Here is a 23,836-nt window from a genome sequence, read left to right as displayed (position 1 = left end):
GGGCCCTTCCCGCGGCGGGGCCCTTCCCGCGGCGGGGCCCGAGCGGACCGCCGGGCCGGGCGGCGGTCACAGCGGCGGGACCAGGGTGAAGTAGTGCGGCAGCAGCTGCGCGTCGCCCGTGACCCGCAGCGCGGAAGCCGGGATCCTCCGCCAGAGGAACAGCATCAGGTCCGACGCCGTGCCCGCGGCCTCCACGTCCGCCGCGGCGCCGGGCCCGTGCTCCACCAGGACCAGGTCCCCGGAGAAGGTCACGTTCCAGGCTCCGGGGCCGTCCGTACGCCGGAAGCGGTACCGCTCGCCCGCCCCGGCCGGAGCCCCGGCGGCGGCCCGCCGGAACGGGGCCATCGTCTCGAAGCTCTGCGGGACCGCGTCCGCGGCGATCGCCGCGTCGACCGGCTCCGGCACCCCGGTCGCGGACTGGGCGTCCCACCGGTGCACGGCCAGCTCGATGGTCTGCATGCGCAGCCAGAAACCGCTCGTGCGGTCCCCGGAGTCCGCCGACCACGTCCACACCGGCACGTCCGGCCCGAGCTCCCCGAAGAGGGCTTCCAGCTGCCGCGCGCCCTGGGCGAACCACTGCGTCAGCGCCGGTGGCACCGGCCCCCGGTTCGGTTCGCCCTCCGGCTTCGGCCAGGCCGCCCGTACCGCCGGGTCCCGCGGAAGCTCGAAGATCGTGGGATCGGTGTGGTCGGGGGCCTGCGCGAGGCGCTCGCGCAGGATGCGGGCCACGAACCGGTGCACCGCGCCCAGGTGCCCCACCAGGTCGGCGACCGACCACCCGGGGCAGGACGGCACCAGCGGAACCGGGGCGGCGCCGGCGGCGTCGATCGCGCGCCGGACGGCCTCCTCGAAGGCCGACGTCTCGTTGCGGAAGTGGGAGAGCCTCGTCGAGTGGTCCATGGCCTTGACCCTGCCCCCACCGGCAGCGGCCGTATCACCGTGAGCTGCGGGCGTACACCTCCAGCGCCTCGCGGAGACCGGCGCGGTCCGTGCCGAGTTTGCGGCAGACCGCCGACAGGACCGGGCCGGGCACCGCCGGGTCACCTTCGGCGGCCCGGCGCGCCAGTGCGGCCTCCTCCTCCGTGAGGGCGCGCTCGGGCGCCGCGGCGCACGGCAGCGTCCCGCCGAGCGCGAGCACGGCGTCCACCGCGCCGCGCTCCAGGCCGTCGGCGCCGCACTCGCGGGCGGTCACCGCCGCCCGGGTCAGCAGGGCCGTGTCGCGCAGCTCGGTTCCCAGTGCGGCGAGGGCGAGCGCGAGCTCGTACCCCGCGGGCGACTCGGACAGCAGGGACACCGCTTCGGTCAGCAGCGCCGGACGCTCTGCCGGGGGTGCCACCTGCGCGGCGACCCGCAGCGCCTGGCCGATGCCCGAGGGGGCGCCGAAGGCGCGGGCCCGGCGGACCGCGTCCTCGGCCAGTTCACGGGCCCGCGCGGGCTCCTGCGCCGCCACCGCCCGGGCCAGGTGCAGCTGCCAGGGGCACCAGGACGGGTTGCGGATCCCGCGCGGGCTCAGCCGGCGGTCCACGGCCTCCAGTTCGGCCGCCGCCGCCTTCGTCTGGCCGCGGGACAGCAGCAGTTCCGCGTACACGGTCTGCGCGTCGGGGAAGACCACCGCCGCCGGGAAGGACTCCCCGAAGGCGTGCTCCCGCGCCAGCTCCCACGCCTCGTCCGCCCGTCCCCGCGCGAGCAGCGTCGTGGCGAGGATCGCGATGGCGTACCAGTGGACGGGCGTGCCGCGCCCCACCCGCTCGGCGAGCCGCAGCCCGGCCCGGGCCAGTTCCTCGGCGTCCGCGAGCCGCCCGCGCCGGTAGCGGATGTACGCGCGCAGGCTGTACGCGAACGACAGGTGGGCCCCGCGCCAGCCCTGGCGCTCGAACTCGGCGGTGCCCGCCTCGAACAGCTCCTCCGCCCGGCCGGGCCGGTCCGCGTACATGTGGACCATGGCGGCGAGCACGGGCACTTCGAAGCCCCGGTCCTCGTGCGCCCAGCTGAACTCCGTGCCCAGGGCCCGCACCGCGTGGTGCAGGACCACGTCCACCGGCTCCCCGCGCAGGCAGGCGTCCCAGGCGCGCAGGCCGATGACGTACCGCTCGGTGAGGTCGCGGCCGGTGAGCCGGTCGGCGAGCCGGGCCAGCCGGCGCGAGCGCGCCGGGGAGTCGCCTTCGAAGGCGTCGAAGGCGTCCCACATGAACTGCTCGGACTGCAGGCGCAGCCGGGCGCGGACGTCGCGGGTGTACGGGATCTCCCGCGCGAGGGCGTCGGAGGCGTCGGCGAGGCGGTCGCTGTGGGCGAGGACCTGGGCGAGCCGGATGACGATGCCCTGGCGCAGGGCGGGGTCGTCGAAGGGTTCCGCGAGCGCGGCCCGCAGGTGGTTGACGGTGTTGGCGGGCTCGGTGAGGAGGGAGGCGCAGCCCAGCTCGTACAGCACCGCGGCGCGCTCGCCGAAGTCCGGGGGTTCGCGCAGGGCGCGCGCGAGCTGGCGGCGGGCGGCCTCGGGGGCGCCGGCCCGCAGGTTCTCGGCGGCGGCCTCCCGCAGGGTCCGCACCACCCAGGGGTCGTTCTCGGGGTGGGTCTCCAGCAGGTGGCGGGCGGCGGCGGAGGATCCGAGTCCGGCGTCGACGACGGCCACGGCGGCCTGGCCGTGGAGGGCGACGCGCAGGGCGTCGGGGATGGCCCGGTAGAGGGCGGTGGCGATGAGCGGGTGGACGAACTCCAGCCCGGCGTCGTCCTCTTCGCCGGCTCCGGACAGGATGCGGGCCTCCCGCAGCCGCGCGGTGGCGTCGGCGGCCTCCTCGGAGCCGAGCCCGGCGACGCGGGCGGCCAGCTCCCGCGGGATCTCGGTGCCGAGGACGGCGCAGGCCCAGCCGAAGCGGACGGTGGACGGGCCGAGCCGCTCGAAGCGTGCGACGAGGCCGCTGCCGCGCTGGGCGGCGGCGAGGTCGCGCAGCAGCGGGGCACTGGCCGAGGTGGGGTCGAGGCCCTTGTCGCGGACCCGGGCGCTGAGCTCGACGGCCTCGAAGGGGTTGCCGGTGGTGACGGCCCAGGCCTCCCGGCAGAAGGCGTCGTCGGCGTGGTCGCCGACGGCCTCGCGGACCAGGCCCGACACGGCGGCCTCGGTGAGCGGTGCGAGGGCCAGCGGGCGGTGTCCCGCGCGGCCGGGCAGCGTACGGAAGGCCTCGGCGTGGGAGGGGAGTTCCTCCGGGCGGTACGCGACGACGAGGAGCAGCGGGAGGTGTTCGGCGCGCGGGGCGAAGGCGGCGAGCCAGGAGAGGGATTCGGGGTCGGCCCAGTGGGCGTCGTCGAGGACGAGGGCGACGGGCGCGCGCTGCACCGCGAGGTGGGTGAGGACCCAGTCGAGGCCGTCGCGCAGGCCCTGGGGGTCGGGCGGGGCTCCCTGTTCGGGGGCGCACAGGCCGAGGGCGGGGCCGACGATGGCGTACCAGCTGCCGAGGGCGGCGCGCAGTTCCTCCTCGGAGCGGCCCGCCAGGTGGGGCTGGATGAGCTGGCGGGCGACGTGGAAGGGCTGGCTCTGCTCCTGTTCGCCGCCGCGGGCGGCCAGCAGCGTGCAGTCGCGGGCGAGGGCGCGGCGGCGCACTTCGGTGAGGAGGGTGGTCTTGCCGAGGCCGGCGGGACCGGAGAAGGCGAGCAGCGTGCCGCCGGCGCGGCGGCCGGAGCCCGGTCCTTCGCCGGGCGCGGCGCCGTGGAGCTGGTCCAGGGCCTCGTCCACGATGGCGAGTTCGGCCTCACGTTCGAACATTTTGCGCCGTATACGGATCGGGCGTTCCGTCATGGCTGGTACCCCCCAGGCCGGTTCGGGGGCATCAGCGTACGCCCGCGCATGCAGGGGCGAAGGTGTTCGGCCGAGAAAGATCGGAATGTTCGGGATCGGGTGTCCGCGCCGTTTACCGGTGTCTCGATTACATCGAACGGGTTGCCAGTTCTTCCAGTACGGCCACGGCTTCGGCGGCCCGTTCGGCGGGCACGAAGAGGTGGTCGTGGTGGTACCCGGCGATGACGTTGCAGCTGAGTCCGTGCGCGGCGAGCTCGGCGGCGAAGGCTCCGGTGAGGCCGACGGCGTCGAGGGCGGAGTGGATGCGCAGGGTGATCCACCCGGCGGTGTAGTCGTAGGCGAGACCGGCTGCGTCGGCCTCCTCTTGGGGCAGGACCAGGGTGAGCCCCTCGGCCTCCAGGACGGTGGCGACGGGGGTGGTGCCGGCCGGGGGCGCAGTGGCGCCGGGGACCGTGCAGAAGACGTACCGCCCCTCCCGCAGCTCGGGGCGCATGCCGCTCAGCAGTTTCCTCAGGTCGCTCTCGCCGCTCATGCCGCCACCCTACCTATCATCCCGGTATGACCGATTCCACGCCTGCAGCGTCGGCGCCCGCGGAGGGCGAACGGCACGCTTCGTGGCTGGAGCTGTTCTTCGATCTGACGGCGGTGGCGGGCGTCGCGCAGCTGGCCCACCTGCTGCACGGCAGCCCCGGACCGGGCGATGTGGCGCTGTACGCGGTGATGTTCCTCGCCTTCTGGACGGGCTGGATGCTGTTCACGGTGTACGGCAACGTCAGCGGCGAGGAGACCCGCACGTGGACGGTGCTGGCGGGGATGTTCGGCATGGCGGTGATGGCCGCCTCCGTGCACGGTGTACGGGAGGACCGGGCGGGGGCGTTCGCCCTGGCCTACATCCTGGTGCGCTCGCTGGCCGGCAAGGCGTGGGAGCGGCGCGGCGAGTACGTGCCGGACCTGCCGATCACGCAGTGGGGGCTGGGGCTGACCCCCTGGATCGTGTCGATGTGGTTCGACGGGACGGCCCGGTACGCGCTGTGGGCGCTGGGGCTGGCCATCGACCTCGCGGTGATGTTCACGGTGTCCGGAAAGCGGCTGGCCGCCCGGATGGAGGCGCAGTACGCCGAGGAGGCGGCGCGCAGGCGGCGCTCCCCGCCGAAGCCGGTGGCGGTGCTGATGGACGCGCCGCACCTCGGGGAGCGGCTGGGCCTGTTCCAGCTGATCGTGCTGGGCGAGGCGGTGGCCCAAGTGGTGGCCGCCGCCTCCGAGGCCGAGTGGGACGCGGCGCTGTACGGGGTCGGCGCCGGCGCGTTCCTGCTGCTGCTCCTGCTGTGGTCGCTGTCGCTGCGGCACGGGGCGGACGGGGTGCCGCTGCTGGCCTGGGACGTGCTTCCGGTACGGCTGGTCCTGCCGCTGCACTGTTTCGTCGCGGGGTCGGTGGCGGCGCTGGCGGCGGCGCTCGGCAACGCGGTGGAGTACACGGACCACCCGGTTCCGGGGTCGGTGCGGTGGCTGCTCTGCGGGAGCGCCGCGGTGTACCTGGCCATCGCGGGCGTGGCGGCGCTCTCCTCGGGGCGCGGGGGGCGGGAGGCGGCGCTGCTGGTGGGGCCGTCGCTGGCCGTCGTACTGGTGACGGGGGCGGTGGACCGGGAGGCCGTGGCGGTGCAACTGGTGTGGCTGCTGGTGCTGGCGGCGGCGTGGCCGCGGGTGCTGGTGGACCGGCTCCCGAGAACGCCGCCGCCGTCGCACGCGCCGTCGCCCTAGGCGACTTCCCCGTGGATCCGCGGCGCCAGCCGGGCGAGGGGGCGGCCGCACCGGTCGGCCACCGGCGGGGGCCCGGGACGGGCGGGGCCCGGACGCCGCGGCCGGCGCGGCTCCGGGCCTCCGCACGGCCCGCGCGGCGGCGAGGCTACGTCAGGTCGAACTCGCCGCCCCTCGCGCCCAGTACGAACTTGCGCCACTCGTCCGGGGCGAAGATCAGCGAGGGGCTCTCGGGGCGCTCGCTGTTGCGCATCGCGATGAACCCCTCGACGAAGGCGATCTGGACGTCCCCCGCTCCCCGGCTGCTCGACTGCCAGTCCGCCCCGCTGAGATCGAGGTCCGGCTTGCCCCACCCGGCTGCCAGGGGCTGTGAAGTCATGCTCTCGGCCACGTGCGTGCTCCTCCCGGTACTCCCGGTACGTCGTCCGGGGGCCAGAGTAACCATCGCAGCGGGTGCCGCACAGGCCACGGTGAGTCACCCGTGGCCCGGTCCGGCAGCACGCCGCCCGCCCGACGCCGCCCGGCCGCCCGGTCGCCGCGGGGCCCGGTTCCCGTCAGGAGGCGGGTGGTTCGGCTCCCACCAGCCACATCGCGAAGAACTGGGCGCCGCCGCCGTACGCGTGGCCCATGGCCCGGCGGGCCCCCTGGACCTGGTGTTCGCCGGCCTGGCCGCGGACCTGGAGCGCCGCCTCGGCGAAGCGGATCATGCCCGAGGCGCCGATCGGGTTGGTGGACAGCACCCCGCCCGACGGGTTCACGGGGAGGTCGCCGTCGAGTTCGGTGACCCCGGCCTCGGTGAGCTTCCAGCCCTCGCCCTCCTGCGCGAAGCCGAGGTTCTCCAGCCACATCGGCTCGTACCAGGAGAACGGCACGTACATCTCCACCGCGTCGATCTCGCGGCGCGGATCGGTGATCCCGGCCTGCCGGTAGACGTCGGCCGCGCAGTCCTTGCCCGCCTGCGGCGAGACGAAGTCCTTGCCCGCGAACAGCGTCGGCTCGCTGCGCATCGCCCCGCCGTGCACCCAGGCCGGCGGTTTCTGCGAACGGGCCGCCCCCGCCCGGTCGGTGAGGACCATCGCGCAGGCCCCGTCCGAGGAGGGGCAGGTCTCGGAGTACCGGATCGGGTCCCACAGCATCGGCGAGGCCTGGACCTTCTCCAGGGTGATGTCGTGCTCGTGCAGGTGCGCGTAGGGGTTCTTCAGCGCGTTGCGCCGGTCCTTGTACGCCACGAGCGAGCCCACCGCGTCCGGCGCGCCGGTGCGCCGCATGTACGCGCGCACGTGCGGGGCGAAGAATCCGCCGGCCCCCGCCAGCAGCGGCTGCTGGAAGGGGACCGGCAGCGACAGGCCCCACATGGCGTTGGACTCGGACTGCTTCTCGAACGCCAGGGTCAGGACGGTGCGGTGGACCCGGGCCGCGACCAGGTTGGAGGCGACGAGGGCGGTGGAGCCGCCGACCGACCCGGCCGTGTGGACGCGGAGCATGGGCTTGCCGACCGCCCCGAGGGCGTCCGCCAGGTACAGCTCCGGCATCATCACGCCCTCGAAGAAGTCCGGGGCCTTGCCGATGACGACCGCGTCGATGTCCGCCCAGGTCAGCTCGGCGTCGGCGAGGGCGCGCACCGCGGCCTCGCGCACGAGTCCCGCGATGGAGACGTCGTGGCGGGCCGCCACGTGCTTGGTCTGGCCGATGCCGACGACGGCGACCGGCTCCTTCCCCGTACGCGTCATGCGGGTTCCCCTTCCAGGACGGCGACCAGGTTCTGCTGGAGGCAGGGGCCGGAGGTGGCGTGCGCGACGGCCCGGTCGGACTCGCCGCGGTGGATCCGGGCGGCGGCCTCGCCGATGCGGATGAGGCCGGCGGCCATCATCGGGTTGGCGGCGAGCGCCCCGCCGGACGGGTTGACGGCGACGCCCTCACCGTCCAGCCGCAGCGCCTTGCGCAGCACGACCTCCTGGGAGGAGAAGGGCGCGTGCAGTTCCGCGGTGTCCACCGGGGCGTCGAACACGCCCGCGTGCTCGGCCGCGATCCGGGTGGACGGGGAGTCGGTGAGATCGCGCAGGCCCAGGCCGTGGGCCTCGATGCGGTGGTCGATGCCGGTGATCCAGGCGGGGCGTGCGCACAGCCTGCGCGCGGTGTCCCCCGCGGCGAGGACGACGGCGGCCGCGCCGTCGCCGATGGGCGGGCAGTCGCCCGTGCGCAGCGGCCGGACCTGGTAGTCGCCCGGCGCGACGGCGTCGCCCCTGAGCTGGGCGTGCGGGTTGGCCCCGGCGGCGGCCCGGCTGCGGGCGCCGATGGCCGCGAGCCCGGCCTCGTCGGTCTCGCCCGCGTCGATCAGCGCCTGGGCCTGGAGGGCGGCGAGGGCCACCGAGTCGGGCCACAGCGGCGCCAGGTAGTACGGGTCGAGCTGCCGGGTCAGGACGTCCCGTACGGATCCGGGCGAGGACTTCCCGTACGAGTAGACCAGCGCGGTGTCGGCCTCGCCGGTCTGGATCTTGACCCAGGCCTCGTACAGGGCCCAGGCGCCGTCCATCTCGACGTGCGACTCGGAGATCGGCGGCCAGGCGCCGACCCCGTCGAGGGTCATGGTGAAGGAGAAGGCCCGGCCCGCGAGGTAGTCGCTGGATCCGGAGCAGGTGAAGCCGATCTCGCCGGCCTTCAGGCCGGTCCGGTCCAGGACTTGGTGCAGGACCGGCATGACCATCTCGACTTCGCTGAGTTCGTCGCTGCGGCGCCGGTGGTCGCTCTGCGCGAAGGCCACGACGGCCACGTCCCGCGCGTACCTGCTCGTCGTGGGCATCAGATGAGCTCCTTGTACGCGTCGTAGTCGGCGTCCGGTTCGCCGGTGGGGCGGTAGTGGTCGGGGTGGCGGCCGCCTTCGGTCCACACGGGTTCGACGCGCAGGCCCATGCGGACCTGGTCGTACGGGATGCCGCCGATCCGGCCGTGCAGGGCGAGGTCGGCGCCGTCGAGGGCGATGTGCGCGTAGACGTAGGGGACTTCGATGTCCAGGTTCTTCGCCTTGATGTTGACGATGCAGTACGTGGTCACGGTGCCGGCCGGGCCGACCTCGACGTGGTCGGTGGTGGCGACCCCGCAGGTGGGGCAGGCGCCGCGCGGCGGGACGTACACCTTGTGGCAGGAGGGGCAGCGCTCGCCCACGGTCCGCCGCTCGGCGAGGGCGTTGATGTAGGCGGTCTGGGAGCGGCCGGGGCTGTACGTGTAGTCGAGGCGGGCGGCGGCGACGATGCCGGTGACGGCTCCGGCGAACCGGCCGTCGTGCGGGGCGGCCCCTTCGGACGCGGGGCCGTCGTGGGGCTCGAAGCAGGCGATGTCGGTGATGGCTCCGGTGCGCTCCTCGGCCCAGCGCACGCGTACCCGCATGCCGGTGCGGACCGCCTCGGGGCCGGGGGCGTCGAGGGCGTGCAGGATCGCGGTGTCGGCCCCGTCGAGGCGGACCAGGACCCAGGCGAAGGAGGTGGCGAGGGGCTGGCTGGGGCGCGGGGAGCCGTTCCAGGCCCAGGTGGTGACGGTTCCGGTGGTGCCGACCTCGACGAGGTCGCGTATCTCCTCGGCGGTGACGGGGTCGTATTCGACGGGCGGGACCATCACCTTGCCGTCGGAGGTCCTGACGCCGAGGACGACGCGTTCGCGCAGTCCGGTCAGGAAGGCGCTCTGGACGGGCCCGAGGGAGCGGGTGAAGGGGAACTCGACGACGAGGGGCGCGCGCAGCACCTCTGGCGGGGACGCGGCGGATGTCATGGCTGTCTCTCCGATGGTCTGGACGGCTCTGGACGGCTCTGGCCGGGGCTGGACGGGGCTGGGACGGGCTGGTGCCGGGGGCTATTCGCGCCGGTACACGGCGGGCCGTTTCTCGGCGAAGGCGCGCGCCCCCTCCTTGGCGTCCGCGGTGTCGAAGACGGGCCAGCCGCGCAGCAGTTCCGAGGCCAGGCCTTCCGTCTCCGTCAGCTCGGCGGTCTCGTAGACCGAGGCCTTCACGGCCTCGACGGCCAGCGGCCCGCAGGCGTTGACCTGCTCGGCGATCTCCAGGGCTTTGGCCAGGGCGGTCCCCTCGGGGACGACCTGGCCGACCAGCCCGATCCGCGCCGCCTCCTCGGCCGAGTACGGCCGGCCGGTGAGCAGCATCTCCAGGGCGTGCGTGCGCGGGATCTGCCGGGGCAGCCGTACCGTCGAGCCGCCGATGGGGAACAGCCCCCGCTTGACCTCGAACAGCCCGAAGGTGGCGCCCGCGCCCGCGACCCGGATGTCCGTGCCCTGCAGGATCTCGGTCCCGCCGGCCACGCAGTACCCCTCCACCGCCGCGATCACCGGCTTGCGCGGCCGGTGGTGGCGGAGCATCGCCTTCCAGTGCAGGTCGGGGTCGGCCTTCAGCCGGTCCCGGTACTGGTCGCCCGCCATCCCCTTCCCGGCCAGGGCCTTCAGGTCCATCCCGGCGCAGAAGTCCCCGCCCGCGCCCGTGAGGACCACCGAGCGGATCGTGTCGTCGGCGTCCGCTTCCAGCCAGCCGTCGTAGAGCCCCACCAGCAGCGGCAGCGAAAGCGCGTTCTTCGCCTCCGGCCGGTTCATGGTGAGCACCAGCGTGGCGCCGTGGCGGTCCACGGTCAGGTGTTCCGTCCCACCCATTGCCGTCCTCCCGTCTCAAGACCTAGAACAGGTTGCAGGAGGGCCGGGTGCAGTTCAATAGTTTTCTGACACCCAGTCAGTTTTCTTGGGTCACGCCCTTCCCACTTGGGCTGAGCGGCGCTCTAATGACCGCCGCGGGGCCGACAGCCACGGCCCGGCAACGGGAAACCTCGGGGGTGAGGAGGAACGGTGGAGTACAACCTTGCCGACCTGTTCGAGTCGGTCGTCGACGTGGTTCCGGACCGCGAGGCGCTCGTGTACGTGGACCACCCCGGCACCGGCGCCGAACGCCGCCTCACGTACGCGGAGCTGGACACCGCGGCGAACCGCATCGCGCACCACCTGCTGGACAGCGGCTTGAGGGCCGGCGAGCACCTGGGACTGCACCTCTACAACGGCATCGAGTACCTCCAGACGGTCCTGGCCTGCCTCAAGGCCCGCCTCGTACCGGTCAACGTCAACTACCGGTACGTGGAGGAGGAGCTGGTCTACCTCTACAACGACGCCGACCTCGCCGCCCTCGTCTTCGAGGGCGAGTTCACCGAGCGCGTGGCCGCGGCCCTGCCGCAGACACCGCAGCTGCGCCACCTGATCCGGGTCGGGTCCGCTCCCGAGGGCGCGCCGGAGCCCTCGATCGCGCCGGTCGCGTACGCGGACGCCGAGGCGGCCGGCTCGCCCGGGCGCGGTTTCTCGCCCCGCTCCCCCGACGACCTGTTCATCATCTACACGGGCGGCACCACCGGCATGCCCAAGGGCGTCATGTGGCGTGCGGAGGACCTCTTCTTCGCGGGGCTGTTCGGCGGCGAGCCCTCGGGCGAGCCGGTGAAGCGGCCCGAGGAACTCGCCGAGCGGGTCGCGTCGAAGGGCGCCGGGCTGACCTTCTTCCCCGCACCCCCGCTGATGCACGGCACGTCGACGCTGACCTCGTTCATCGCCTTCAACTACGGCCAGCGGGTGGTCATCCACCGCAAGTACGCGCCGGAGGAGGTGCTCCGTACGATCGAGAAGGAGAGGGTGTCGAGCGTCTCGCTGGTGGGCGACGCGATGCTCCGCCCGCTCATCGACGCCCTGAAGGGGCCGCTCAAGGGGACCGACCTGTCCTCGCTGTTCAGCGTCTCCTCGTCCGGGGCGATCATGTCGGAGACGGTGCGGGCCGAGTTCCAGCGGCTGGTGCCGCACGTGATGCTGCTGAACAACTTCGGTTCCTCGGAGTCCGGGTCGAACGGCAGGGCGGCCGAGGACTCCGGCCCCGAGAAGGGCTTCCGCCTGGTGGTCAACGACCGTACGCAGGTGGTGGACCCGGTGACGCACGAGCCGGTGGCGGTGGGCGTACCGGGGCGGCTCGCGCAGCGCGGCCACGTCCCGCTCGGCTACTACAACGACGCGGCGAAGACCGCCGAGACGTTCTTCCGGAAGGGCCCGGAGCGGTGGGTGCTGCTCGGGGACATGGCGACGGTGGACGAGGAGGGCATCGTCACCGTTCTCGGGCGCGGCTCGCAGTGCATCAACACGGGCGGCGAGAAGGTCTACCCGGAGGAGGTCGAGCAGGCGCTGAAGTCCCATCCGGACGTGTACGACGCCCTGGTCGCCGGGGTGCCGGACGCGAAGTGGGGCAACCACGTGGCGGCGGTGGTGCAGGTGCGGGCGGGCGCGCCGGAGCCGACCCTGGACGAGATCCAGCGGCACTGCCGGACCAGGCTCGCGGGGTACAAGATCCCGCGCCAGCTGGTCGTGACGCCGGCCATCCAGCGCTCGCCGAGCGGCAAGGCGGACTACCGCTGGGCGAAGTCGGTGGCGACGGAGGCGGACGCGGCGCGCTGACCCGCGGAGCCTCAGTGGGCCGGGGCGCAGCGGGCGGTGGGCGGGTCCCTTCGGGTCCCGCCCACCGGCGCGTGGTCCGCGTGGCCGCAGTGGCGGCCGGAGGCCGGGTGCGCGCGCCGCTCAGGCTCCGCCGGCCAGGAATGCCTCCACGCGGGCCGCGAACCACTTCGGGCCGTCCAGCCACGGGAAGTGCGCTCCGCCCGGCTGGACGTCGGTGACGCCCTGCGGGAAGAGCCCCGCGAGTTCGGCGGCGAGGGCGGCCGTCGGGTTGTTGTCCAGCTCCCCGGCCAGGACCAGCACCTCGCCCGCCACGCGCTGCAGGGCGGCCCGGGTGGCGGGCGGGTCGAAGGCGCCGGGGCCCGCGAAGGCGGCGGACGCCACCGCGTTCTTCTCCCGGTCGCTCGCCTCGACGTGGGCGCGCGCCTCCTCGTCCCAGCGCCCGTACGCGAGGGGCATCACCCGGCGCCAGTCCGCCGGGGTGGGGGCGCCGCCGGCCGCCAGGATCCCGAGTATCTGCTCGTACGCGGCGATGGCCGTGTCGTACGGCTCGCCGCCCGCCCGCTTGCGGATCACCTCCAGGCGCTGCTCCGGGGTGGAGTCGAGGCCCACGGCCCAGCAGGTCGGGGTGATCAGGGCCAGGCGGCGCAGCCGGTCGGGGTGCGCGGCCGCGTACAGCAGGGCGAGATTGCCGCCGGCCGAGTGGGCCAGTACGTCCATGCGCTCCAGGCCGAGGTGGACGCGCAGGGCCTCGACGTCGGCGACCTGGTGGTCGACGCGGTACGTGGACGCGTCGGCCGGGACCCGCGAGTCGCCGGTGCCCCGCAGGTCGAGGAGGACCAGCCGGCGTCCGGCGGTCAGCCCGCCGAGGTCGCCCAGGTAGGCGGAGGCCCGCATGGCGCCGCCCGGGAGGCAGACGAGCGGCTCGCCCTCACCCCTGACGTGGTAGGCGAGCTCGGTTCCGTCGTAAGAGGTGAAGATCGGCATGGGGCCATCCCATCATGCGATCACTCGTTCGAGTCATTGATTTAGCCGCCGGGCTGGGGCAATCTACCGAATGATCGGTCGGTTAACCCGGATCAGGCTCCGGTTCACGGCTCAAGATGAGGTGACGGCATGACGGCGCACGCGGATCTCCACGACGACGGCGAGCGGCTGAGCGGCGACGAATTGGCCGCGCTCCAGCTGCGGCGGCTGCGCGCCACCTTGAGCCGTGCCTACGAGCGGGTGCCCCACTACCGGCAGGCCTTCGACAAGGCCGGTGTGCACCCCGACGACTGCCGCTCCCTGGCCGATCTCGCCCTCTTCCCCTTCACCACCAAGGCCGACCTGCGCGACCAGTACCCCTTCGGCATGTTCGCCGTGCCGCGCTCCGAGGTGCGCCGCATCCACGCCTCCAGCGGTACCACGGGCCGGCCCACCGTCGTCGGGTACACCGACCAGGACCTCTCCACCTGGGCGGACGTGGTGGCCCGGTCCATCCGGGCGGCGGGCGGCAGACCGGGCCAGATGGTGCACGTCGCGTACGGGTACGGTCTGTTCACCGGCGGCCTCGGCGCGCACTACGGGGTGGAGCGGCTCGGCTGTACGGTCGTGCCCGCGTCCGGCGGGATGACCGACCGCCAGGTCCGGCTGATCCAGGACTTCCGGCCCGAGATCATCATGGTGACTCCCTCGTACATGCTCACGCTGCTGGACGAGATGGAGCGCCAGGGCATCGACCCGCGCGCCACCTCGCTCCGTACGGGGATATTCGGCGCGGAGCCGTGGACCGAGGAGATGCGCCGGGAGATCGAGCAGCGGCTCGACATCGACGCGGTGGACATCTACGGCCTGTCCGAGGTGATGGGCCCGGGTGTGGCGCAGGAGTGTGTCGAGACCAAGGACGGTCTGCACGTCTGGGAGGACCACTTCTATCCGGAGGTCGTGGACCCGTTCACCGGCGAGGTGCTGCCGGAGGGCGCGTCCGGAGAGCTGGTGTTCACCTCGCTCACCAAGGAGGCCATGCCGATCATCCGGTACCGGACCCGGGACCTGACCCGGCTCCTGCCCGGTACGGCCCGGCCCGCCTTCCGGCGGATGGAGAAGGTGACCGGCCGCAGCGACGACATGATCATCCTGCGCGGGGTCAACCTGTATCCGACGCAGATCGAGGAGATCCTGCTCCGCACGCCCGCCCTGGCCCCGCACTTCCAGCTGCGGCTCACCCGGGAGGGCCGGATGGACGCCCTGACGGTCCGGGTGGAGGCCCGCCGCGAGGCGGACGCCGGCCAGCGGGAGGCCGCGGCCGCCTCCGTGGTCCGCGCCGTCAAGGACGGCATCGGGGTCTCGGTGGCCGTCGAGGTGGTCGACCCCGAGACCCTGGAGCGGTCTGTGGGCAAGATCAAGCGCCTGAAGGACCTCAGAGAGGCGCGGTAGCGGAACCACCCGGCGAAACCACCCCTTCGGGCCTACTTCGGGGGAGCCTCCGAGAGCCGGCGGGTCCGTCCGGGTAGTCCATGAGGCGTGACCTCGATCCTCCACCGGCTCCACGACCGGCTCCAGGCCTCCCCGGCCGGGCTGGCGTGGAGCCGGGGGCGCGAGATGGAGCTCATGCACCGGGCCATGGGCTTCGCCGCCCTCGGCTTCCTGACCCTGGTGCCGCTGCTGGTGGTCGTCGCGGCCGCCGCCCCCGGCAGCGGCTCCGGCTTCGGCCGCTGGCTCGGCCAGGCCCTCGGGGTCACCGAGTCCTCGCGGGCCCGGGTCGAGATGCTGTTCGGCGCGGCCGACCTGGCACTGGAGCGGACCACCGCGTTCGGGCTCGCGGCCCTCGCCGTCTTCGGCCTGACCTTCGGTTCGGCCGTGCAGACCGGGTACGAGAAGGTCTGGGACCTGCCCACCGCGCGCTGGCACACGATGTGGCGGCACGTCGTCTGGCTCGCCCTGCTGGTCTGCTACCTCGCGCTGCTCGTCGAGATCCCGGCGCCCTCGAACGACGCCGTCGGCACCGTCCTCGGCACCACCGGCGACCTGCTCGGCACCATCCTCTTCTTCTGGGGCTCGCAGCGGCTGCTGCTCGGCGGCCGGGTCCGCTGGCGGGCCCTGCTGCCGGGGGCGGTGGCCACCAGCCTGGGCCTGCTCGGGCTGCGGCTCTTCTCCCAGCTGGTGTTCTCCCCGCTGATCGCGTCCAACGCCGTCACGTACGGCCCCTTCGGCACGCTGCTGGTCGTCCAGTCCTGGCTGGTCGGCGTGGGCTTCGTCGTCTACGGCGGCGCCCTGGTCGGACGCCTGGTGCACGAGCACCTCACCCTCCGCCGCCTCCGGGCCACCGGCCTGGCCGAGTGATCCGCCGGCCCAGGAGGCGTCCTGCCGATCGGGCCGGGCTCGCGGCGCCCCGCACCGCGCCTCGCCGCGTTGCCCTCGGTCGCCGACACTCCGCGTCGCCCCGCCCCGCCCTCGTGCGCCGTGCGATCCACGGCACCGAGCCCGCTCCCTGATCCGGCCCGATCGACACGCCCTCCTAGGGGGTGTCGCCACGGCCGAAGCGGTCCCGCAGTTTCCGCTTGAGGATCTTGCCGCTGGCGTTGCGCGGGAGGGCGTCCACGAACAGCACCCGCTTGGGGGCCTTGAAGTGGGCCAGCCTCTCCCGCGCGTACGCCAGCAGCTCCGCCTCCGTGACCTCCCCGCGCGGCACCACGACGGCCGTGACCGCCTCGATCCACCGCTCGTCGGGCAAGCCCACCACCGCCGCCTCGGCCACCCCCGGGTGGGTGTACAGCGCGTCCTCGACCTGCCGTGAGGCCACCAGCACGCCGCCCGAGTTAATGACGTCCTTCACCCGGTCCACGACCGTGAAATACCCCTGCGCGTCCCGCACCGCGAGGTCACCGGAGCGGAACCAGCCGTCCCGGAAGGCCTTCTCCGTCGCCTCCGGATCGTTCCAGTACCCCAGGCAGAGCTGGGGCGAGCGGTACACCACCTCGCCCGCCGTGCCGTCCGGCACGTCCGCGCCGTCCTCGTCGACGACCTTCGCCTCGACGTGGCGCACGGGCCGCCCGCAGGACTCCATCCGTCCTTCGTGCTCGTCCGGCCCCAGCACGGTGGCCAGCGGGCCGATCTCGCTCTGGCCGAAGCAGTTGTAGAACCCGAGCCCGGGCAGCCGCGCCCGCAGCCGCTCCAGCACGGGCACCGGCATGATCGAGGCCCCGTAGTACGCCTTGCGCAGCGCGCCCAGTTCGCGGCGCCCGAAGTCCGGGTGGTTCGCGAGCCCGATCCACACCGTGGGCGGCGCGAACAGGCTGTCCGCCCGTCCCGCCTCCACCAGGGCGAAGACCTCCTCGGCGACCGGGGCGTCCAGGATCGTGTTCCGCGCGCCGACCGCCAGGTAGGGCAGCAGGAAGACGTGCATCTGCGCCGAGTGGTAGAGCGGCAGCGAGTGCACCGGCCGGTCCTCCTCGGCCAGGTCCAGCGCCTCGATCGCGCTCTCGTACTCGTGGACCAGCGCCCTGTGCGTCATCATCGCGCCCTTGGGCAGCGCGGTGGTCCCCGAGGTGTAGAGCAGCTGCGCCACCGCGTACGGATCGCGGTCCGGTACGAAGGGCAGCGCGTCGGCGAGCTCCGCCAGGAACGAGCCGGGCGCGTCGCGCAGCGGCCGTACGGCATGGCCCTCGGGGATCCGCGCGGCCAGGTCCGGGTCGGCGAGGACCAGCGCGCTCGTGCAGTCGTCCAGGATGTGCGCGAGGTCCTCGCCGGTGAGGTTCTGGTTGACCGGGACGTGCGTGAGACCGGCGCGGGCGCAGGCGAGGAAGGCCAGCAGGTAGGCGTCGGAGTTGTGGGCGAAGGTCGCGACCCGGTCGCCGTCGGCCAGCCCGTACCGCTCGCGCAGGACGGCGGCCCCGGTGGAGACGGCGGCGTCGAGCTCCGCGTAGGTCCAGGTCCGGTCGCGGTAGGTGACGGCCTGCCGGTCCGGGACGCGCAGCGCGCTGTCGCGCACCAGCCCGTCGACCGTGTTCTGCCGCACCGCCCGCGCTGCTGTCATGGCGTGATCCTCGTCTCCGCGCACGGCCGGGGTCAATGACCGGGGCCACCGGGATCCGCGGATACCGAACGGGATGTTGACAGATCATCAGACCGCCTGCATGAGTGTGGGGGCACACGAGCACGGCCTTCACCACGGGCAACCCCGCCCAGCCACAGGCAACTTGGGAGGCACTTTGCACCCGTCGGACGGACACGGTCGCACCCGCCCGCTGCTCCGGCGCGCCGCGCTCCTCGGCGCCGCCCTGCTCGCCGCCACCGCGGCGGCCCCACAGGCCTCGGCGGCCACGGACGCCGCCGACCACGGCCCCGCCGGCGGCGGCCTGTCGGCCGTCATCCGGTACACCGAGAACGGCGTCCCGCACATCCTGGCCCAGGACTACGCGCACCTCGGCTTCGGCACCGGCTGGGCCCAGGCCGCCGACCAGGCCTGTGTGCTGGCCGACGGGTTCGTGACCGTGGCCGGCGAGCGATCGAGATGGTTCGGCCCCGACGCGCCGACCGACGGCTCGCTCTCCTCCGCGAGCAAGAACCTCACCAGCGACCTGTACTTCAAGGGGGTCCGGGAAGCCGGCACCGTCGAGAAGCTGCTCGCGACTCCCGCCCCGGCCGGCCCCACCCGGGACCTCAAGGAGCTGATGCGCGGCTGGGCCGCCGGGTACAACGCCTGGCTGGCCCAGAACAAGGTCACCGACCCCGCCTGCAAGGGAGCCGCCTGGGTGCGCCCGGTCACCGCCGTCGACGTGGCGGCCCGCGCCTTCGCCGTCTCGGTGATCGGCGGCCAGGGGCGCGCCGTGGACGACATCGCCGCGGCGCAGCCGCCGGGCCGGACAGCCTCCCTCACCGCCGGCCCGGTCACCGACCCGGCGGCGGCCGCGGAGGCCGCGCGGGCCTTCTTCGACACCGGCCGCTACGACATGGGCTCCAACGCGGTGGCCTTCGCCGGCTCCACCACCGCGGGCGGCCACGGGCTGCTGCTCGGGAACCCGCACTACCCCTGGCAGGGCGGCCGCAGGTTCTGGCAGTCGCAGCAGACCATACCCGGGGAGCTGAACGTCTCCGGCGGCTCCCTGCTGGGCACGCCCGTGATCAACATCGGCTTCAACGAGAAGATCGCCTGGAGCCACACCGTGGCCACCGGCACCCCGGTCAACCTGCACCAGCTCACCCTGGACCCGGCCGACCCGACCGCCTACCTGGTGGACGGCAAGCCGGAGAAGATGACGCGGCGCCAGGTGACCGTCCAGGTGGCGGGCGGCGCTCCGGTCAGCCGCACCCAGTGGTGGACCCGCTACGGACCCGTGGTCACCGGCCTCGGCCCGAGCCTGCCGCTGCCCTGGACGGCCGGCACGGCGTACGCGCTGAACGACCCGAACGCGGCCAACCTGCGCGGCTCCGACACCGCCCTCGCCGTCGGCAGGGCCCGCTCCGTCGCCGGGATCCAGGACGCGCTGAAGCGCACGCAGGGCCTGCCCTGGGTCAACACGATCGCCGCGGACTCAGCCGGCGGGACGCTGTTCACCCAGTCCCAGGTGCTCCCCCGCATCACCGACGAGCTCGCCGCCCGCTGCTCCACCCCGCTCGGCAGGGCCACGTACCCGGCCTCCGGGCTCGCCGTCCTCGACGGCGCACGCGGTGACTGCGCGCTCGGATCGGACCCGGACGCGGTGCAGCCTGGGGTGTTCGGCCCGGCGAAGGCGCCGACGCTGCGCGACGCCCCGTACGCCGAGAACTCCAACGACAGCGCCTGGCTGGCCAACGCCGAGACGCCGGTGACCGGCTACGAGCGGGTCTGGGGCAGCTTCGCCACCCCGCGCTCGCTGCGGACCCGGGGCGCCGTGGAGGACGTCTCCGCGATGGCCGCCAGGGGCGGGCTGACCGTGGCCGACCTGCAGAAGCAGCAGTTCGCGAACCGGGTACCGGCCGGCGATCTCGCCGCGGCGGACGCGGCGAAGGCCTGCGCGGCCCTGCCCGGCGGCGCGGCCACCGCGAGCGACGGCCGGTCGGTGGACGTCTCGGCCGCCTGCGCGGTGCTGGCGGGCTGGGACCGGACGGCCGACACCGGCAGCCGCGGCGCGCTGCTCTTCGACCGGTTCTGGCGCAAGCTGACCGCAAGCACCCCGGCCAAGGACCTGTGGCTGGTGCCGTTCTCGGCGGCCGACCCCGTACGCACGCCCCGTACGCTCAACCAGGCGGCGCCCGGGATCGGCCGGGCCCTCGCGGACACCGTCGCGGAGCTCGGGGCGGCCGGCATCGCCTTGGACGCGCCGCTCGGCGAGCACCAGTTCGTGGTGCGCGGCGGGCAGAAGCTGCCGGTGCCGGGCGGCACCGAGGCGCTCGGGGTCTGGAACAAGATCGAGGCGCCGTGGAACGCGGCGGCCGGCGGCTACCCGGAGGTCGTGCACGGCTCCAGCCACATCCAGGCGGTCGGCTGGGACGGCACCCGCTGCCCGGTGGCGCGCACGCTGCTGACGTACGGCCAGTCGTCGAACCCGAACTCGCCGCACTACGCCGACCAGACCCGGCTGTTCTCCCAGGAGCGGTGGGTGACCTCGCGGTTCTGCGAGCGGGACATCCTCACCTCGCCGCAGCTGAAGGTGGTCCGGCCGCGCGAGCGCCGCTGATCCGCGGCGGGCCTGCGGCGGGACCGGGACGGTCCGGTCCCGCCGGGGGCCGCTCAGGGGCTGACGGCGAGGAAGAGGTAGGCGGCGAGCAGGACGAGGTGCACGCCGCCCTGGAGCAGCGTGGCCCGGCCGGGGGCGATGGTGAGGGCGCTGACGACGACGGTCAGGGCGAGCAGCACCATGTGGATCGGCCCGAGGCCGAGCAGCAGCGGACCGGAGAGCCAGATGGTGGCGAGGGCGATGGCCGGGATGGTCAGGCCGATGCTGGCGATGGCGGAGCCGTAGCCCAGGTTGAGGCTGGTCTGGACGCGGTCGCGGCGGGCGGCGCGGACGGCCGCGAGGGTCTCGGGGGCCAGCACCAGCAGGGCGATGATCACGCCGACGACGGCATTGGGCAGGCCCGCCTTGGCGACGCCCGCCTCGATGGTGGGCGAGACGGCCTTGGCGTCGCCGACCACGGCGATGAGCGCGACCAGCAGCAGGCCGAGGCTGACCAGGGCGGCGCGGGAGGTGGGCGGCGCGGCGTGCTCTCCGTCGCCGTCCCCGCCGTCGCCCCCCGCCTCGCCGTCGGGGGCCCCGGCCGCCGGCTTCGTGGCGTTCCCGGTGTCCACCGGCAGGAAGTAGTCCCGGTGACGGACCGTCTGGACGGCGATGAACAGTCCGTACAGGGCGAGCGAGGCGACGGCGGCGAAGGTCAGCTGGGCGGTGGAGAACTCCGGCCCCGGCTTGCTGGTGGTGAACGTCGGCAGCACCAGGCTGAGGACGGCGAGGGTCGCCACGGTGGCCAGGGCCGCGCCCGAGCCCTCCGGGTTGAAGACGGCGACCCGGTTGCGCAGGGCCCCGACCAGCAGGGACAGGCCGACGATGCCGTTGCAGGTGATCATGACGGCGGCGAAGACGGTGTCCCGGGCCAGGGAGGCGGTCTTGTCCCCGCCGTCGGCCATCAGGGTGACGATGAGGGCCACTTCGATGACGGTGACGGCCACGGCCAGGACGAGCGAGCCGAACGGCTCGCCCACCCGGTGGGCGACGACCTCTGCGTGGTGCACGGCGGCCAGCACCGCGCCGCAGAGGCAGAGGGCGACCAGGGCCACGGCGAATCCGGGCAGATCGCGTCCCCAGCTGAAGACGAGCGCGAGGAGCGCCACCACGGGGACCACGACGGTCCAGTCGGTCAGGGGGAATCTGCGGGTAGCCGTACTCATATCAGCCAACTTGCCAGAAGTGTCCCCGATGTGCGGTGCATGGAGCGCATCCGGGGCTCTGACGTGGCACTTCTCACGCGATGTCGGGCGTGGCGGACCGGGGCCGGGGACTCGGAGGCCGGGGCCCAGGACCGGGACCGGGACCGGGGCGGGTCGCGGGGCCCGGATCCCGGTCCGGCGCACGCGGCGCGCTCACACGGCGCGCTCGCGGCCCTCCCAGTACGGGTCGCGCAGCCGCCGCTTGTACAGCTTGCCGTTCGGGTCGCGCGGCATCGTCTCGATGAAGTCGACCGACTTGGGCCGTTTGAAGCCGGCGAGCAGCCGCTCGCAGTGGTGCAGGATCTCCGCGGCGAGGGCCTCCCCGGCGGCGAAGCCCTCGGCCGGCTCGACGACGGCCTTTACCTCCTCGCCCCAGTCGGCGTGCGGTATCCCGAAGGCGGCGGCGTCCGCGACCGCCGGATGGGTGAGCAGGGCCGACTCGATCTCCGCCGGGTAGATGTTCACCCCGCCCGCGATGATCATGTCGATCTTCCGGTCGCGCAGGAAGAGGTACCCGTCCTCGTCGATCAGCCCGAGGTCGCCCACGGTGAAGAAGTCGCCGATGCGGTTCTTCCTCGTCTTGCCCTCGTCCTTGTGGTAGCTGAAGCCGCCGGCGTTCATCTTCAGGTAGACGGTGCCGAGTTCGCCGGGCGACAGCCGGTTGCCGTCGTCGTCGAAGACGGCGAGCTCGCTGATCGGCCAGGCCTTGCCGACCGTTCCCGGCTTCTTCAGCCAGTCCTCGGCGGTGGCGAACGCGCCGCCGCCCTCGCTGGCCGCGTAGTACTCCTCCACGCACGTGCCCCACCAGTCGATCATCGCCCGTTTGACGTGGTCCGGGCAGGGCGCGGCCCCGTGGATCGCGTGCCGCATCGACGTGACGTCGTACGCGTCCTTCGTCTCCTGCGGCAGCGCGAGGAGGCGGTGGAACTGCGTCGGGACCATGTGGGTGTGCGTGCAGGCGTGGTGGTCGATGAGCCGCAGCATCTCCTCGGGGCTCCAGCGGTCCATCAGGACCAGCGGGTGCCCGATGTGCAGGGCGGCGCCCGCGAATTGCAGGACCGCGGTGTGGTAGAGCGGGGAGCAGACGAGGTGGACGTTGCCGTCGAACGGCCGGATGCCGAAGATGCCGAGGAAGCCGCCGAGGTACGTCTCCTCGGGGAGCTTTCCGGGCAGCGGGCGGCGGATGCCGCGCGGGCGGCCGGTGGTGCCGGAGGTGTAGTTCATGACCCAGCCGAGGGTGCGACCTTCCGGCGGCGCCTCGGGCCGGCCGTCGAGGAGCGCGGCGTACGGCCGGAAGCCCGCGACCTCTCCGACGCAGTAGCGGTGGCTCACGGGCAGGCCCGCCTCGTCGGCCGCGGCGGTGGCGGCGTCGGCGAAGCGCTCGTGGGCGATGAGGACCTTGGCGCCGGAGTCGGAGACGATCCAGGCGATCTCGGGGCCGACGAGGTGGTGGTTGACCGGAACCAGGTAGAACCCGGCCTGGGAGGCGGCGAGGTAGGCGGTGAGGAACTCGACGCCGTTGGGCAGGACGACGGCGAAGACGTCGCCCTTCTCCAGTCCGGCGGCGCGCAGGCCGTGGACGAGGCGGTTGGCGTCGGCGTACAGCCGCCCGGCGCTCCACTCCTCTCCCCCCGGGGTGACGAGGACGGTGCGCCCGGGGTCGGCGGCCGCCTGGGCCCAGAAACCGTTGGGGGGCTGCTCGTTCGTGGCACTCATGCTGGTCACACCTCTCAGGCCCGGCCGGCGATGCGGTTGATGCGGTCGATGGCGCGCTCGAAGCCGCGGGTGAGGTCGTCGAAGACGGCCTGGACGCTGCGTTCGGAGTTCATCCGGCCGACGATCTGGCCCACGGGGGTGCCGAGCAGCGGCCGGACCTCGTACTTCTGGATGCGGGAGACGGCCTCGGCGACGAGCAGGCCCTGGAGCGGCATCGGGAGTGCGCCGGGGCCGGCCGGGTCGTCCCAGGCGTCGGTCCACTCGGTGCGCAGCTGGCGGGCGGGCTTGCCGGTGAGGGCGCGGGAGCGGACGGTGTCGCCGGAGCCGGCGGCCAGCAGCTTCTCGGTGAGGGCGCGGGAGTGCAGGTCGGCCTCGGTGGTGGTCAGCCAGAGGGAGCCGAGCCAGGCGCCCTGGGCGCCGAGGGCGAGGCCGGCGGCGATCTGCTCGCCGCTGCCGATGCCGCCGGCGGCGAGGACGGGGAGCGGGGCCACGGCCTCGGCGATCTCGGGGACCAGCACCATCGTGGCGATGTCGCCGGTGTGGCCGCCGGCCTCGTAGCCCTGGGCGACGACGATGTCGATGCCGGCTTCGGCGTGGCGGCGGGCGTGCTTGGCGCTGCCGGCGAGGGCGGCGACGAGGACCCCGTGGTCGTGGGCGCGGGCGATGACGTCGGCGGGCGGGGAACCGAGGGCGTTCGCCAGGAGTTTGATGGGGTAGTCGAAGGCGACGTCGAGCTGGCCCCGGGCGACCTGCTCCATCCAGCCGGTGATCCGCCAGCCTGAGGCCTCGCCCTCGGCCAGCTCGGGGACGTGGTGCTTGGCGAGGGTGTCGCGTACGAAGGCGCGGTGGGCGGCCGGGATCATCGCCTCGATGTCGGCCTCGCCGATGCCGTCGACGGCCTTCTTGGCCGGCATGACGACGTCGAGGCCGTACGGCTTGCCGTCGCTGTGCTCCTGCATCCAGTCGAGGTCGCGCCTGAGGTCGTCGGGGGCGGTGTAGCGGACGGCGCCGAGGACGCCGAATCCGCCGGCGCGGGTGATGGCCGCGGCGACCGCCGGAAAGGGCGTGAAGCCGAAGATGGCGTGCTCGACTCCCAGTTTCTTGCTCAGCTCCGTCTCCATGGGCGGCAGCATGCCGCAGCCCGGCAGCCGAGGGAAGAGGTTTCTGATGACTCGTCAGATTCTTTACGGGCCGGTCGGTGCGGGGCCCGCCGCACCGGCGGGCAGATA

18 protein-coding genes are annotated in these 23,836 nt (G+C 73.8%); 5 read left to right on the top strand and 13 right to left on the bottom strand.

The window, feature by feature from the left end; translation table 11 throughout:
• Window positions 1-66: 66 nt before the first annotated feature.
• The 3 genes from CP980_RS29890 to CP980_RS29880 form a co-directional block, all read right to left on the bottom strand.
• Complete coding sequence (locus tag CP980_RS29890; RefSeq protein WP_150529502.1) at window positions 67-900, bottom strand: maleylpyruvate isomerase N-terminal domain-containing protein; 834 nt, start codon at window positions 898-900, stop codon at window positions 67-69.
• Window positions 901-934: 34 nt separating this feature from the next.
• The gene (locus CP980_RS29885) at window positions 935-3,757 is read right to left on the bottom strand and encodes an ATP-binding protein (protein WP_229906991.1); all 2,823 of its coding nucleotides are present in this window, start codon (window positions 3,755-3,757) and stop codon (window positions 935-937) included.
• Between the two features lie 160 nt (window positions 3,758-3,917).
• A complete protein-coding gene (locus CP980_RS29880) occupies window positions 3,918-4,322 on the bottom strand; it encodes an ACT domain-containing protein (protein ID WP_150529500.1) in 405 nt (134 codons plus the stop codon).
• Between the two features lie 26 nt (window positions 4,323-4,348).
• On the opposite strand from CP980_RS29880, the gene CP980_RS29875 reads away from it, so the two are divergent.
• Complete coding sequence (locus CP980_RS29875) at window positions 4,349-5,548, top strand: low temperature requirement protein A (RefSeq protein ID WP_150529499.1); 1,200 nt, start codon at window positions 4,349-4,351, stop codon at window positions 5,546-5,548.
• 145 nt (window positions 5,549-5,693) lie between these two features.
• Here the strand turns inward: CP980_RS29875 and CP980_RS29870 are convergent, their stop codons facing one another.
• The 5 genes from CP980_RS29870 to CP980_RS29850 form a co-directional block, all read right to left on the bottom strand.
• Window positions 5,694-5,924, bottom strand: coding sequence for a DUF397 domain-containing protein (locus CP980_RS29870; protein ID WP_099896005.1), 231 nt, complete (start codon window positions 5,922-5,924; stop codon window positions 5,694-5,696).
• Window positions 5,925-6,099: 175 nt separating this feature from the next.
• Window positions 6,100-7,275, bottom strand: a complete 1,176-nt coding sequence (locus tag CP980_RS29865) for a thiolase domain-containing protein (RefSeq protein WP_132758961.1) — start codon at window positions 7,273-7,275, stop codon at window positions 6,100-6,102.
• Window positions 7,272-8,345, bottom strand: a complete 1,074-nt coding sequence (locus CP980_RS29860) for a thiolase domain-containing protein (RefSeq protein ID WP_150529498.1) — start codon at window positions 8,343-8,345, stop codon at window positions 7,272-7,274. The genes CP980_RS29865 and CP980_RS29860 overlap by 4 nt, the downstream gene beginning before the upstream one ends.
• A complete protein-coding gene (locus CP980_RS29855; protein WP_150529497.1) occupies window positions 8,345-9,307 on the bottom strand; it encodes an OB-fold nucleic acid binding domain-containing protein in 963 nt (320 codons plus the stop codon). The genes CP980_RS29860 and CP980_RS29855 overlap by 1 nt, the downstream gene beginning before the upstream one ends.
• An 81-nt stretch (window positions 9,308-9,388) precedes the next feature.
• Window positions 9,389-10,189, bottom strand: coding sequence for a crotonase/enoyl-CoA hydratase family protein (locus CP980_RS29850; protein ID WP_132758958.1), 801 nt, complete (start codon window positions 10,187-10,189; stop codon window positions 9,389-9,391).
• Between the two features lie 189 nt (window positions 10,190-10,378).
• Here CP980_RS29850 and CP980_RS29845 point away from each other — a divergent pair, with 189 nt between their 5' ends.
• Window positions 10,379-12,010 (top strand): acyl-CoA synthetase, encoded by a 1,632-nt coding sequence (locus CP980_RS29845; protein ID WP_150529496.1) that lies wholly within the window; start codon window positions 10,379-10,381, stop codon window positions 12,008-12,010.
• Between the two features lie 120 nt (window positions 12,011-12,130).
• Here CP980_RS29845 and CP980_RS29840 read toward each other — a convergent pair whose 3' ends face one another.
• On the bottom strand, window positions 12,131-12,994 hold the full coding sequence (locus tag CP980_RS29840) for an alpha/beta fold hydrolase (RefSeq protein ID WP_150529495.1): 864 nt from the start codon (window positions 12,992-12,994) through the stop codon (window positions 12,131-12,133).
• Between the two features lie 129 nt (window positions 12,995-13,123).
• On the opposite strand from CP980_RS29840, the gene paaK reads away from it, so the two are divergent.
• Entirely contained in the window at window positions 13,124-14,425 is a 1,302-nt protein-coding gene (gene paaK, locus CP980_RS29835) for a phenylacetate--CoA ligase PaaK (protein WP_132758955.1), read from the top strand.
• A gap of 87 nt (window positions 14,426-14,512) precedes the next feature.
• Window positions 14,513-15,331, top strand: coding sequence for a YhjD/YihY/BrkB family envelope integrity protein (locus tag CP980_RS29830; RefSeq protein ID WP_132758954.1), 819 nt, complete (start codon window positions 14,513-14,515; stop codon window positions 15,329-15,331).
• A 175-nt stretch (window positions 15,332-15,506) separates the two neighbouring features.
• On the opposite strand, the gene CP980_RS29825 is transcribed toward CP980_RS29830, so the two are convergent.
• Entirely contained in the window at window positions 15,507-17,024 is a 1,518-nt protein-coding gene (locus tag CP980_RS29825; RefSeq protein ID WP_150529494.1) for a fatty acyl-CoA synthetase, read from the bottom strand.
• Between the two features lie 175 nt (window positions 17,025-17,199).
• On the opposite strand from CP980_RS29825, the gene CP980_RS29820 reads away from it, so the two are divergent.
• Window positions 17,200-19,647 carry a penicillin acylase family protein gene (locus tag CP980_RS29820; RefSeq protein WP_308439353.1) on the top strand — a complete coding sequence of 816 codons (2,448 nt, stop codon included), beginning with the start codon at window positions 17,200-17,202 and terminating at the stop codon, window positions 19,645-19,647.
• A gap of 53 nt (window positions 19,648-19,700) precedes the next feature.
• On the opposite strand, the gene CP980_RS29815 is transcribed toward CP980_RS29820, so the two are convergent.
• The 3 genes from CP980_RS29815 to CP980_RS29805 all read right to left on the bottom strand — a co-directional run bounded on the left by CP980_RS29815 (window position 19,701) and on the right by CP980_RS29805 (window position 23,728).
• Entirely contained in the window at window positions 19,701-20,852 is a 1,152-nt protein-coding gene (locus CP980_RS29815; protein WP_132758951.1) for a calcium:cation antiporter, read from the bottom strand.
• A gap of 192 nt (window positions 20,853-21,044) precedes the next feature.
• On the bottom strand, window positions 21,045-22,607 hold the full coding sequence (locus CP980_RS29810; protein WP_150529492.1) for an acyl-CoA synthetase: 1,563 nt from the start codon (window positions 22,605-22,607) through the stop codon (window positions 21,045-21,047).
• 14 nt (window positions 22,608-22,621) lie between these two features.
• Window positions 22,622-23,728 (bottom strand): nitronate monooxygenase, encoded by a 1,107-nt coding sequence (locus CP980_RS29805; RefSeq protein WP_132758949.1) that lies wholly within the window; start codon window positions 23,726-23,728, stop codon window positions 22,622-22,624.
• Window positions 23,729-23,836 lie beyond the last annotated feature (108 nt).

The organism is Streptomyces vinaceus, assembly GCF_008704935.1.
Taxonomy (GTDB): Bacteria; Actinomycetota; Actinomycetes; order Streptomycetales; family Streptomycetaceae; genus Streptomyces; species Streptomyces vinaceus.
The sequence above is the reverse complement of the archived record's forward strand: the minus strand, read 5'-3'. Positions and strand labels throughout refer to the sequence as shown.